The 12,776-nt window shown below is 69.6% G+C and carries 11 protein-coding genes; 6 read left to right on the forward strand and 5 right to left on the reverse strand.

What is annotated here, in order from left to right:
- The first annotated feature begins 48 nt into the window (after positions 1 to 48).
- The 5 genes from ACFXBC_RS33370 to pgi all read left to right on the forward strand — a co-directional run bounded on the left by ACFXBC_RS33370 (position 49) and on the right by pgi (position 4,681).
- Positions 49 to 1,260, forward strand: coding sequence for a phosphoglycerate kinase (locus ACFXBC_RS33370; RefSeq protein ID WP_385033289.1), 1,212 nt, complete (start codon positions 49 to 51; stop codon positions 1,258 to 1,260).
- Positions 1,261 to 1,268: 8 nt separating this feature from the next.
- Positions 1,269 to 2,048 (forward strand): triose-phosphate isomerase, encoded by a 780-nt coding sequence (gene tpiA / locus ACFXBC_RS33375; RefSeq protein WP_385033266.1) that lies wholly within the window; start codon positions 1,269 to 1,271, stop codon positions 2,046 to 2,048.
- A gap of 105 nt (positions 2,049 to 2,153) precedes the next feature.
- A complete protein-coding gene (gene secG, locus ACFXBC_RS33380) occupies positions 2,154 to 2,390 on the forward strand; it encodes a preprotein translocase subunit SecG (RefSeq protein ID WP_266858131.1) in 237 nt (78 codons plus the stop codon).
- Between the two features lie 132 nt (positions 2,391 to 2,522).
- Positions 2,523 to 2,858, forward strand: coding sequence for an RNA polymerase-binding protein RbpA (locus tag ACFXBC_RS33385; protein WP_164263395.1), 336 nt, complete (start codon positions 2,523 to 2,525; stop codon positions 2,856 to 2,858).
- Between the two features lie 167 nt (positions 2,859 to 3,025).
- On the forward strand, positions 3,026 to 4,681 hold the full coding sequence (gene pgi, locus ACFXBC_RS33390; RefSeq protein WP_385033292.1) for a glucose-6-phosphate isomerase: 1,656 nt from the start codon (positions 3,026 to 3,028) through the stop codon (positions 4,679 to 4,681).
- Positions 4,682 to 4,763: 82 nt separating this feature from the next.
- On the opposite strand, the gene pgl is transcribed toward pgi, so the two are convergent.
- The 5 genes from pgl to tkt are packed head-to-tail and all read right to left on the reverse strand — an operon-like array spanning position 4,764 to position 11,355.
- On the reverse strand, positions 4,764 to 5,546 hold the full coding sequence (gene pgl / locus ACFXBC_RS33395; protein ID WP_385033271.1) for a 6-phosphogluconolactonase: 783 nt from the start codon (positions 5,544 to 5,546) through the stop codon (positions 4,764 to 4,766).
- Positions 5,543 to 6,589 carry a glucose-6-phosphate dehydrogenase assembly protein OpcA gene (opcA, locus tag ACFXBC_RS33400; RefSeq protein WP_385033274.1) on the reverse strand — a complete coding sequence of 349 codons (1,047 nt, stop codon included), beginning with the start codon at positions 6,587 to 6,589 and terminating at the stop codon, positions 5,543 to 5,545. The genes pgl and opcA overlap by 4 nt, the downstream gene beginning before the upstream one ends.
- Positions 6,586 to 8,109 (reverse strand): glucose-6-phosphate dehydrogenase, encoded by a 1,524-nt coding sequence (gene zwf / locus ACFXBC_RS33405; RefSeq protein WP_385033277.1) that lies wholly within the window; start codon positions 8,107 to 8,109, stop codon positions 6,586 to 6,588. The genes opcA and zwf overlap by 4 nt, the downstream gene beginning before the upstream one ends.
- Before the next feature lie 4 nt (positions 8,110 to 8,113).
- Entirely contained in the window at positions 8,114 to 9,232 is a 1,119-nt protein-coding gene (tal, locus tag ACFXBC_RS33410) for a transaldolase (RefSeq protein WP_385033280.1), read from the reverse strand.
- Between the two features lie 35 nt (positions 9,233 to 9,267).
- Entirely contained in the window at positions 9,268 to 11,355 is a 2,088-nt protein-coding gene (gene tkt, locus ACFXBC_RS33415) for a transketolase (RefSeq protein WP_385033283.1), read from the reverse strand.
- Between the two features lie 337 nt (positions 11,356 to 11,692).
- On the opposite strand from tkt, the gene ACFXBC_RS33420 reads away from it, so the two are divergent.
- The gene (locus ACFXBC_RS33420) at positions 11,693 to 12,640 is read left to right on the forward strand and encodes a heme o synthase (protein WP_385033286.1); all 948 of its coding nucleotides are present in this window, start codon (positions 11,693 to 11,695) and stop codon (positions 12,638 to 12,640) included.
- Positions 12,641 to 12,776: the final 136 nt, after the last annotated feature.

Here is a 12,776-nt window from a genome sequence, read left to right on the forward strand (position 1 = left end):
GTCCGGGCCCCGTGGCCTGTCCAGATCGTCCAAGGAGTCCAGGAACTGATGAAGACCATCGACGAACTTCTCGCCGAAGGGGTCGCGGGCAAGCGGGTATTCGTCCGCGCCGATCTCAATGTGCCGCTCTCCGGCACCACCATCACCGACGACGGCCGGATCCGCGCCGTCCAGCCGACCGTGGCCAAGCTCGCGGAGGCCGGCGCGCGTGTCGTCGTCGCCTCGCACCTGGGCCGCCCGAAGGGCGCCCCCGACCCGGCGTTCTCGCTCGCCCCCGCCGCGGCGCGCCTCGGTGAACTCCTCGGCGCCGACGTCGCGTTCGCCACCGACACGGTCGGCGATTCCGCCAGGGCCACGGTGGCCGCCCTCGCCGACGGCCAGGTCGCCGTCATCGAGAACCTCCGCTTCAACGCCGGTGAGACCTCGAAGGACGACGCCGAGCGCGGCGCCTTCGCCGATCAGCTCGCGGAGCTGGCCGACCTCTACGTCGGTGACGGCTTCGGCGCCGTGCACCGCAAGCACGCCTCGGTCTATGACCTCCCGGCGCGCCTGCCGCACGCCGCCGGCTACCTCATCGCCACCGAGGTCGCCGTACTCAAGAAGCTGACGTCCGACGTCAAGCGCCCGTACGCCGTGGTACTCGGCGGCGCCAAGGTCTCCGACAAGCTCGGCGTCATCGACCACCTCCTGGAGCGCGCCGACCGCATCCTCATCGGCGGCGGCATGGCGTACACCTTCCTCAAGGCCCAGGGCCACGAGGTCGGCAGCTCCCTCCTCCAGGAGGACCAGATCCCGGTGGTCCAGGAGTATCTGGAGCGCGCCAAGGCCAAGGGCGTGGAGTTCGTGCTCCCCGTCGACGTCGTGGTCTCCGCGCAGTTCCCCGACCTCAAGGCCAAGGAGCCGACGCACCCCGAGACCGTTCCGGCGGACGCGATCCCGGCCGGGCAGATGGGCCTGGACAACGGCCCCGAGACCAACAAGCTCTACGCATCGAAGCTCGCCGACGCGGCCACCGTCTTCTGGAACGGCCCGATGGGCGTCTTCGAGCACCCCGACTACGCCGACGGCACCCGCGCCGTCGCGCAGGCGCTCCTCGACAGCCCTGCCTTCACGGTCGTCGGCGGCGGCGACGCCGCCGCCGCGGTCCGTATTCTGGGCTTCGACGAGAACAAGTTCGGACACATCTCGACCGGTGGCGGCGCCAGCCTCGAATACCTCGAAGGCAAGACGCTTCCCGGCCTCGCCGCACTGGAGAACTGACAAACCTCATGACACAGACCCGCACCCCGCTGATGGCGGGCAACTGGAAGATGAACCTCAACCACCTGGAGGCCATCGCCCACGTCCAGAAGCTCTCCTTCGCGCTCTCCGACAAGGACTACGACGCCGTCGAGGTGGCGGTCCTGCCGCCCTTCGTCGACCTGCGCTCCGTCCAGACCCTCGTCGACGGCGACAAGCTGAAGATCAAGTACGGCGCCCAGGACATCTCGGCGCACGACTCCGGTGCCTACACCGGTGAGGTCTCCGGGCCGATGCTGGCCAAGCTGAAGTGCTCCTACGTGGCCGTCGGGCACAGCGAGCGCCGCCAGTACCACGCCGAGACCGACGAGGTCTGCAACGCCAAGGTGAAGGCCGCCTACAAGCACGGCATCACCCCGATCCTCTGCGTCGGCGAGGGCCTGGACATCCGCAAGGCCGGCCAGCAGGTCGCGTACACGCTCAGCCAGCTCGACGGCGGGCTCAAGGACGTCCCGGCCGACGACGCCGAGTCGGTCGTGATCGCGTACGAGCCGGTGTGGGCCATCGGGACCGGCGAGGTCGCCACCCCCGAGGACGCCCAGGAGGTCTGCGGGGCGATCCGCGGCCGGCTGGCCGAGCTGTACTCGCAGGAGCTGGCCGACAAGGTCCGCATCCAGTACGGCGGCTCCGTCAAGTCCGGGAACGTCGCCGCGATCATGGCGCAGCCCGATGTGGACGGTGCGCTGATCGGCGGCGCCGCCCTCGACGCCGACGAGTTCGTCAAGATCGTCCGCTTCCGCGACCAGTGAGTATGCGCTAGCGCGGATCCGTCGTACCCTTGCGGGGCCGAGACGGCTGGCAGCAGCCGTCCGGCCCCTTCGTCCGTTATGAGTTCCGAGGAAGTTGGTCCAGCCGTGATTCTGGGGTTCTCGATCGCCCTGATCGTCTTCAGCCTGCTGCTGATGCTGCTGGTGCTGATGCACAAGGGGAAGGGCGGCGGCCTCTCCGACATGTTCGGTGGCGGCATGCAGTCGTCCGTCGGCGGCTCCTCGGTCGCCGAGCGCAACCTCGACCGCATCACCGTGGTGCTCGCCCTGCTCTGGTTCGCGTGCATCGTCGTGCTCGGTCTGCTGATGAAGCTCAAGAACTGACCCTCGGTGTCCGCGCACTCCCCGCGTGTCGCCGGCGATTCGGTGCGGGGTGTAACTCCAATCACTGGACGCGCGTTGGGCCTTACGTAGACTGGGGCACCTTCGAGCACCATCACGCAGGGAGTTACGACCGTGGCAAGTGGCAACGCGATCCGGGGAAGCCGGGTCGGAGCGGGGCCGATGGGGGAGGCCGAGCGGGGCGAGTCCGCACCGCGGCTGCGCATCTCCTTCTGGTGCTCGAACGGGCACGAGACGCAGCCGAGCTTCGCCCACGACGCACAGGTCCCGGAGACCTGGGACTGCCCGCGCTGCGGGTTCCCGGCAGGTCAGGACAGCGACAACCCCCCGGACCCACCGCGCACCGAGCCGTACAAGACCCACCTCGCGTATGTGCGCGAGCGCCGCAGCGACGAGGACGGCGAGGCGATCCTCGCCGAGGCCCTGGCGAAGCTGCGGGGCGAGATCTAGCACCGTGATATTCCGGCCGGAACCCACTCGGGTGTCCGGCCGGACTGCGTAGCGCCACCGGCCCGTGCGCCCGAGAGCGCTGGTCGCCGCACTCGTCCGCCCGATCAATTAGGTTGGACGGAGCGGGGCATGTACGCAGGTACGAGAAGAATGGACTGATGTCCGAGATGAACGCAGCAGGCCGTACCAGGCTCAACCAGATGCCCGAGTGGACCGCTCTGGGCAAGCACCGGGAGCAGCTGGGCGACACGCGCCTCAGGGAGCTGTTCGACCGGGACCCGGAGCGGGGGAGCAGCTACACGCTCCGGGCCGGCGATCTGTATCTGGACTACTCCAAGCATCTGGTGACCGACGAGACGCTCGGCCTGCTCCGTGAGCTGGCCGACGCCGCCGGGGTGGCCGGGCTGCGCGACGCCATGTTCCGCGGCGAGAAGATCAACACCACCGAGGACCGCGCGGTGCTGCACACCGCGCTCCGCGCCCCGCGCGGAGCGGTCATCGAGGTGGACGGGGAGAACGTCGTGCCCGCCGTGCACGCCGTGCTCGACAAGATGGCCGCCTTCTCCGGCAAGGTCAGGTCGGGGGAGTGGACCGGCCACACCGGCAAGCGCATCAAGAACGTCGTCAACATCGGTATCGGCGGCTCCGATCTGGGCCCGGCGATGGCGTACGAGGCGCTGCGCTCCTTCACCGACCGCGAGCTGACGGTCCGCTTCGTCTCCAATGTCGACGGGGCCGATCTGCACGAGGCCGTAAGGGACTTGGACCCGGCGGAGACGCTCTTCATCATCGCCTCCAAGACCTTCACCACCATCGAGACCATCACCAACGCGACCTCCGCGCGCAATTGGCTGCTGACCGGCCTGAGGGCCGGTCAGGACGCCGTGGCCAAGCACTTCGTGGCGCTGTCGACGAATGCCGAGAAGGTCGAGGACTTCGGTATCGACACGGCCAACATGTTCGAGTTCTGGGACTGGGTCGGCGGCCGCTACTCCTACGACTCGGCGATCGGCCTCTCGCTGATGATCGCGATCGGCCCGGAACGCTTCCGCGAGATGCTCGACGGCTTCCACCTGATCGACGAGCACTTCCGCACCGCGCCGCCCGAGGAGAACATCCCGCTCCTGCTCGGCCTGCTGGGCGTCTGGTACGGCGCGTTCTTCGACGCCCAGTCGCACGCGGTCCTGCCGTACTCGCACTACCTCTCCAAGTTCACCGCGTACCTCCAGCAGCTGGACATGGAGTCCAACGGCAAGTCCGTCGACCGTGACGGCAATCCGGTCGACTGGCAGACGGGCCCGGTCGTCTGGGGGACGCCCGGCACCAACGGCCAGCACGCGTACTACCAGTTGCTGCACCAGGGCACCAAGGTCGTCCCGGCGGACTTCATCGGCTTCGCCAGGCCCGTCGAGGACCTGACGGCCGGTCTGGAGGCCCAGCACGACCTGCTGATGGCGAACTTCTTCGCCCAGACCCAGGCCCTGGCCTTCGGTAAGACACCCGACGAGGTACGGGCCGAGGGCGTCGCCGAAGAGCTGGTCCCGCACAAGACGTTCCGGGGCAACCACCCGACGTCCACGATCCTCGCCGGCACGCTCACCCCGTCCGTGCTGGGACAGCTGATCGCGCTCTACGAGCACAAGGTCTTCGTCCAGGGCGCCATCTGGAACATCGACTCCTTCGACCAGTGGGGCGTGGAGCTCGGCAAGGTGCTCGCCAAGAAGATCGAGCCGCTCCTCACCGGCGGCCGGGACGGCGCCGACCTGGACAGCTCCACCGCCACGCTGATCGACACCTACCGCACGCTGCGGGCCAGGCAGTAGCGGTACGGGGACAGAAGAGGACCGGCCCGCACTCCCTGCCGAGGGGGTGCGAGCCGGTCCTGTTCCGTGCGGTGCCGTACGGTCAGGCGGTGGCCGGCCGGTAGAGCTGCGGCGGCAGCTGAGAGGCGGCCGCCGTGTCCAGCAGCCACAGCGTCCTGCTGAGGCCCCGGGCGCCCGCAGCGGGCGCCTGGATCTCCCCGGTCCCGGAGAGGGCGAGAGCGGCGGCCCCCGCCTTGTCCTCGCCGGCCGCGAGCAGCCACACCTCGTGTGCGGCCCGGATCGCGGGCAGCGTCAGCGACAGCCGGACGGGGGGCGGCTTGGGCGCGCCGTGCACACCGACGACGGTGCGTACGGTCTCCCGTACGCCCGGCAGCTCGGGGAAGAGCGAGGCCACATGGGCGTCCGGGCCCACCCCCAGCATCAGCACGTCGAACGACGGCACATCGCCGTGGTCCCCGGGCCCCGCGGCTGCGGCGAGTTCCGCCGCGTACGCGGCCGCGGCCGCCTCCACGTCGTTGCCGTGCGGGCCGTCCGAAGCGGCCATGGCGTGCACCCGCTCGGGGGCCACACCCACCGAGTCGAGCAGCGCCGCCCGTGCCTGGGTGACGTTCCGCTCGGGATCGCCCTCCGGCAGGAAGCGCTCGTCGCCCCACCACAGATCGATCCGCGACCAGTCGACGGCGTCCCGGGCGGGGGCCTGGGCGAGGGCCGCGAGCAGCCCGTTGCCGTTGCGCCCGCCGGTGAGCACCACCGAAGCGGAGCCGCGGGCCGCCTGGGCGTCCACGATCCTTGTGATCAGCCGGGCCGCCGCGGCCTCGGCCATCAGCTCCTTGTCGCGGTGGACGACGAGCTGCGGAGCACTCACTTCGATGCCGCCTTCTTCGCGGGTGCCTTCTTCGCGGTGGCCTTTCCGGACTCGTCCGCGGAGTCCGCGGTGTCACCCGAGCCGGAGGCCGCCCCGTTCTCCGGCTTCTTCTGCGCGGGGGTGACCAGCCGGTCCACGCCGAACTTCAGCGAGGCGGCGTAGGTGTCGTCCGGGTCCAGCCTGCGCAGCTCCTCGGCGAGCAGCTCCGAGGTCTCCCGGCGCTTCAGGGCCACCGCGCGGTCCGGCTGGCCCTCCATGCAGAGCGTGGCCAGCGAACCGTCGGGGCGGTCCAGCACGATGTCGCCGTGGTCGGTCTGCATCCGTACGGCCGTGAGACCGGGCCCGGACGAGATCGAACGGGTCACCGGTACGTCCAGCCGGTCGGCGAGCCACATGGCGAGCAGCTCACAGCTCGGATTGAACTCCTCGCCCTCCACCTCGGCGCCCTTCACCCGGCTCGGCACCTGGTCCAGGGCCGCGGCGAGCATCGAACGCCAGGGGGTGATGCGCGACCACGAGAGGTCCGTGTCGCCCGGTGAGTAGGCGGAGGCGCGGGCGGTCAGCTCCGCGATGGGCTGCTCGGCCGCGTACGAGTCGGTGACCCGGCGCTGGCCCAGCGCGCCCAGCGGGTCCTTCGCCGGGTCGAGCGGCGCGTTCACCGGCCACCAGACCACCACGGGGGCGTCCGGCAGCAGCAGCGGCAGCACCACCGACTGGGCGTGGTGCAGCACCTCGCCGTACATCCGCAGGACGACGGTCTCGCCGCTGCCCGCGTCCGTGCCGACCCGGATCTCCGCGTCGAGCCGGGCCGTGGCCCGGTCGCGCGGGGAGCGGGAGACCCGCTTGACGACCACGAGGGTGCGTGAGGGGTGCTCGCGCGATGCCTCGTTGGCGGCCTTGAGCGCGTCGTAGGCGTTCTCCTCGTCGGTCACGATGACGAGGGTCAGCACCATGCCGACGGCGGGGGTGCCGACGGCGCGGCGCCCTTCCACCAGTGCCTTGTTGACCTTGCTGGCTGTGGTTTCCGTCAGATCGATTTTCATGGCCGGCGCCAGCTCCGTCCTTCTCGTGCGAGCATTTCGTCCGCCTCGGCCGGTCCCCAGGTGCCCGACTCGTACTGCGCGGGCTTTCCGTGGGTGTCCCAGTAGTGCTCGATCGGGTCGAGGATCCGCCAGGACTGCTCGACCTCCTCCAGACGCGGGAAGAGGTTCGAGTCGCCGAGCAGCACATCGAGGATGAGCCGCTCGTACGCCTCGGGGCTGGACTCGGTGAAGGACTCGCCGTACGCGAAGTCCATCGACACGTCCCGGATCTCCATCGAGGTGCCGGGCACCTTGGAGCCGAACCGCATGGTGATGCCCTCGTCGGGCTGGACGCGGATGACGATCGCGTTCTGGCCCAGCTCCTCCGTCGCCGTGTGGTCGAAGGGGGAGTGCGGGGCGCGCTGGAAGACGACGGCGATCTCGGTGACGCGGCGGCCCAGACGCTTGCCGGTGCGGAGGTAGAAGGGGACGCCCGCCCAGCGGCGGTTGTCGATCTCCAGCCGCACCGCGGCGTAGGTGTCGGTCGTCGACTTGGGGTCGATGCCGTCTTCCTGGAGGTAGCCGACGGCCTGCTCGCCGCCCTGCCAGCCCGCGGCGTACTGGCCGCGCACGGTCTCCTTGCCGAGGTCCTTGGGCAGCCTGACGGCGCCCAGCACCTTGGTCTTCTCGGCCACCAGCGCGGTGGCGTCGAAGGAGGCGGGCTCCTCCATCGCGGTCAGCGCGAGCAGCTGGAGCAGGTGGTTCTGGATGACGTCACGGGCGGCGCCGATGCCGTCGTAGTAACCGGCCCGGCCGCCGATGCCGATGTCCTCGGCCATGGTGATCTGGACATGGTCGACGTACGACCGGTTCCAGATCGGCTCGAAGAGGGTGTTGGCGAAGCGGAGCGCCAGGATGTTCTGGACGGTCTCCTTGCCGAGGTAGTGGTCGATCCGGAAGACCTCGTTCGGCGGGAAGACCTCGTGCACGACCTGGTTGAGCTCCTGGGCGCTCTTCAGGTCGTGGCCGAACGGCTTCTCGATGACCGCACGGCGCCAGGAGCCGTTCTGCTGGTCGGCGAGTCCGTGCTTCTTGAGCTGCTGGACGACCTTGGGGAAGAACTTGGGCGGGACCGACAGGTAGAAGGCGAAGTTGCCTCCCGTGCCCTGCTGCTTGTCCAGCTCCTCGATGGTCGCCTTGAGGGTGGCGAAGGCCGTGTCGTCGTCGAAGTCGCCCTGGACGAAGCGCATGCCCTGGATGAGCTGCTGCCAGACCTCCTCACGGAACTGCGTCCGCGCGTGCTCCTTGACGGAGTCGTGGACGACCTGGGCGAAGTCCTCGTCCTCCCAGTCGCGGCGTGCGAATCCGATGAGCGAGAAGCCCGGCGGAAGCAGGCCGCGGTTGGCCAGGTCGTAGACAGCGGGCATCAGCTTTTTACGGGACAAATCACCCGTGACGCCAAAGATGACCAGGCCCGACGGCCCCGCGATACGCGGGAGCCGTCGGTCCGCAGCGTCACGCAGCGGGTTGCTGCTTGACAAGGTTTCAGCCCTCCGACGGGGCGAGGCGCTTGAGCTCTGCCTCAGTGGACTTGAGCAGGTCGGTCCAGGAGGTCGCGAACTTCTCGACTCCCTCGTCCTCAAGGACCTGTACGACGTCGTCGTACGAGATCCCGAGCTTCTCCACGGCATCGAGGTCGGCGCGTGCCTGCTCGTAGGTGCCGGAGACCGCGTCGCCGGTCACCTCGCCGTGGTCGGCCGTGGCGTCGAGCGTCGCCTCCGGCATGGTGTTCACCGTGTTGGGCGCGACCAGGTCCACGACGTACATCGTGTCGCGGTAGGCCGGGTCCTTGACACCGGTCGACGCCCAGAGCGGGCGCTGCTTGTTGGCGTGCGCCTTGTCGAGCGCGGCCCAGCGGTCGGAGGAGAAGACCTCCTCGTACGCCTGGTAGGCGAGGCGCGCGTTGGCGACGGCGGCCTTGCCCTTGAGCGCCTTGGCCTCGTCGGTGCCCAGGCCGTCGAGACGCTTGTCGATCTCGGTGTCCACCCGGGACACGAAGAAGGAGGCGACCGAGTGGATCTTGGAGAGGTCCAGGCCCGCGGCCTTGGCCTTCTCCAGGCCCGCCAGGAAGGCGTCCATGACCGCGCGGTAGCGCTCCAGCGAGAAGATCAGCGTGACGTTGACGCTGATGCCCCGGCCGATGGTCTCGGTGATGGCGGGCAGGCCGGCCTCGGTCGCCGGGATCTTGATGAGCGTGTTCGGCCGGTCCACCAGCCAGGCGAGCTGCTTGGCCTCGGCGGCGGTGGCCTTGGTGTTGTGGGCGAGCCGCGGGTCGACCTCGATCGAGACCCGGCCGTCCTGGCCGTCCGTCGCGTCGAAGACCGGGCGCAGGATGTCGGCGGCGTCACGTACGTCCGCCGTCGTGATCATGCGGACGGCCTCCTCGACGGAGACCCGCCGGGCCGCGAGGTCGGACAGCTGCTGGTCGTAGCCGTCGCCCTGGGAGATCGCCTTCTGGAAGATCGACGGGTTGGTGGTGACACCCACCACGTGCTGCTGGTCGATCAGCTCCGCGAGGTTGCCGGATGTGATGCGCTTGCGCGAAAGGTCGTCGAGCCAGATCGCGACGCCTTCGTCGGAGAGGCGCTTGAGTGCGTCCGTCATGAGAATTACATCTCCTACTTGTCTGTATGTAAGCGTCAGCGCGCGACGGCTTCGAGCGATTCCCGGGCGGCGGCGGCGACCGCGTCGGCGGTGAAGCCGAACTCGCGGAAGAGGAGTTTTCCGTCGGCGGAGGCACCGAAGTGCTCCAGCGAGACGATCCGCCCCGCGTCACCCACGAAGCGGTGCCAGGTCAGACCGATACCGGCCTCGACGGCCACCCGCGCCCTGACGGACGGCGGCAGCACCGAGTCGCGGTACGCCTGGTCCTGCTCCTCGAACCACTCGACGCACGGCATCGAGACCACCCGGGTCGGCACGCCGGCGGCCTGGAGCTGCTCACGCGCCTCCACGGCCAGCTGGACCTCGGAACCGGTGCCGATGAGGACGACCTCGGGCGCGCCGCCCTCGGCATCGAACAGGACATAGCCGCCCTTGGCCACGTCGTCGTTCGCCTCGTACACCGGCACACCCTGACGGGTGAGCGCGAAGCCGTGCGGGGCGCCCTTGCCGAACACCTTGGTGTAGCGCTGGAGGACCTCGCGCCAGGCGATGACCGTCTCGTTGGCGTCCGCCGGGCGGATCAGGTTCAGACCCGGGATGGCGCGCAGCGCGGCCAGGTGCTCCACCGGCTGGTGGGTCGGACCGTCCTCGCCGACACCGACCGAGTCATGCGTCCACACATAGGTGACCGGCAGGTGCATCAGCGCCGAGAGCCGGACGGCGTTGCGCATGTAGTCGGAGAACACCAGGAAGGTGCCGCCGTAGATACGGGTGTTGCCGTGCAGCGCGATGCCGTTCATCTCCGCGGCCATGGCGTGCTCACGGATACCGAAGTGGACCGTGCGGCCGTACGGGTCGGCGCCCGGCAGCGGGTTGCCCTCGGGCAGGAACGACGACGTCTTGTCGATCGTCGTGTTGTTCGACCCGGCGAGGTCGGCCGAGCCGCCCCACAGCTCCGGGATGGCACCGCCCAGCGCTTCGAGCACCTTGCCGGAAGCGGCGCGGGTGGCCAGGGAGGTCCCGGTCTCGAAGACGGGAAGCTCCTTCGTCCAGCCCTCGGGCAGCTCGCCCGCCCTGACCCGGTCGAAGCGGGCGGCGTGCTCCGGGTTGGCGGTGCGCCAGGCGGCGAAGCCCTTCTCCCAGACGGCCTTGGCCTCACGGCCGCGGTCCAGCGCGGCGCGGGTGTGCGCCAGGACCTCGTCTGCCACGTCGAAGGACTTCTCCGGGTCGAAGCCCAGGATCCTCTTGGTCGCGGCGACCTCTTCGTCGCCGAGTGCCGAGCCGTGCGCGGCGCCGGTGTTCTGGGCGTTCGGCGCGGGCCAGGCGATGATCGAGCGCATCGCGATGAACGACGGGCGCCCGGTCTCGGCCCTGGCGGCCTGGAGCGCCTCGTACAGCGCCTCCGGGTCGAGGTCGCCGTCCGCCTTCGGGGCCACCCGCTGGACGTGCCAGCCGTACGCCTCGTAGCGCGCGCAGGTGTCCTCGGACACCGCGGTCTCGGTGTCGCCCTCGATCGAGATGTGGTTGTCGTCCCACAGCAGGACGAGGTTGCCGAGCTTCTGGTGGCCCGCGAGCGACGAGGCCTCGGAGGAGATGCCCTCCTGGAGGCAGCCGTCGCCGGCGATCGCGTAGATGAAGTGGTCGAACGGGGAGGTGCCGGGGGCCGCCTCCGGGTCGAAGAGACCGCGCTCGTACCGCGCCGCCATGGCCATGCCGACCGCGTTGGCGACACCCTGGCCCAGCGGCCCTGTCGTGGTCTCCACACCGGCGGTGTGCCCGTACTCCGGGTGCCCCGGGGTCTTCGAGCCCCAGGTGCGGAACGCCTCCAGGTCCGCCAGCTCCAGACCGAAGCCGGCCAGGTAGAGCTGGGTGTAGAGGGTCAGCGAGGAGTGGCCGGCCGAGAGGACGAACCGGTCACGGCCGGTCCACTCGGGGTCCGCCGGGTCGTGCCGCATCACCTTCTGGAAGAGGGTGTACGCGGCCGGGGCCAGGCTCATGGCCGTACCGGGATGGCCGTTGCCGACCTTCTGTACGGCGTCCGCGGCCAGCACGCGGGCGGTGTCGACGGCCCGCTGGTCCAATTCGGTCCACGCGAGATCAGTGGTGGTCGGCTTGGTACTCACCCTGGGTCAGGGCTCCTCTCCACATATGTAATCCCGGTTACGTTCGGTGCACCGGGCGTTGTCGAGCCTACCCCCGCCGCAACGCCCGTCTTTTCGACTTCCCGCCGGTGGCAGACAGACACTTCCCAGGGTGCGGTCACGGCCGCCGATCCGCCCGTCGAAGGGCGCGACCGCGCTCGCATGAGCGGCCTTCCGGGCCCGTGCCGACAGGGCCAACACGACCGCACCCCCGGGGATGGCGGCGTAGGGGCAACGTCTAGAGTGGCGTGGTACGCGCAAGTCCTTACCGGCTCTTCACGGCCGGAACTTGCTGGGAAATTCTCTGTCAGGGGTGTACGTGACGGCCGTCGAGTCCCGACCCGCAGGGGTCGTCCTGACTCCCAGCCCGGGGGCCCACCGGCCGTTCGGGGCCCGTGTCAAGGGTTTTGTGGCGCTCACCAAGCCGCGGATCATCGAACTGCTGCTGATCACCACCGTTCCGGTGATGTTCCTGGCGAAGCAGGGCGTGCCCAATCTGTGGCTGGTCCTGGCGACCTGCCTCGGCGGTTACCTCTCCGCCGGCGGTGCCAACGCGTTCAACATGTACATCGACCGCGACATCGACGCGGTGATGGACCGGACCTCGCAGCGCCCGCTGGTCACCGGCATGGTCTCGCCCCGCGAATGCCTGGTCTTCGCCTTCGCGCTGGCCACGGTCTCCACGCTCTGGTTCGGGCTGCTCGTCAACTGGCTCTCGGCGGCGCTCTCGCTGGGCGCTCTCCTCTTCTACGTGGTCGTCTACACGATGATCCTCAAGCGCCGGACCTCGCAGAACATCGTCTGGGGCGGTATCGCGGGCTGTATGCCGGTGCTCATCGGCTGGTCGTCGGTCACGGACTCCATGTCCTGGGCCCCGGTCATCCTCTTCCTGGTGATGTTCTTCTGGACGCCGCCCCACTACTGGCCGCTGTCGATGCGGGTCAAGGACGACTACGCCCGCGTCGGGGTCCCGATGCTGCCGGTCATCGCCACCAACCAGGTCGTGGCCAAGCAGATCGTCATCTACAGCTGGGCGATGGTCGTCGTCTCGCTGCTGCTGACCCCGCTGGGCTACACGGGCTGGTTCTACACGGTGGTCGCCGTGCTGTCCGGCGCCTTCTGGCTGCGGGAGGCCCACGCGCTGCGGGGCCGGGCCAAGAAGGGGGTGACGGGCGCCAAGCTCAAGGAGATGCGCCTGTTCCACTGGTCCATCACCTATGTGTCGCTGCTCTTCGTGGCGGTCGCTGTGGACCCCTTCCTGCGCTGACGCCGGGACGAGGCCGGTCCCCGTTCACACCTCCTGCCGACGGGGGGGGGGGGGGGGGGGAGCCGCCCCCCCCCCCACCCCCCCCCGGGGGTGGGACACCACAACTCTCTACGGGCGAGGGGAAAAAACACTGGTG

It is taken from the genome of Streptomyces sp. NPDC059398 (assembly GCF_042751845.1).
Taxonomy (GTDB): Bacteria; Actinomycetota; Actinomycetes; order Streptomycetales; family Streptomycetaceae; genus Streptomyces.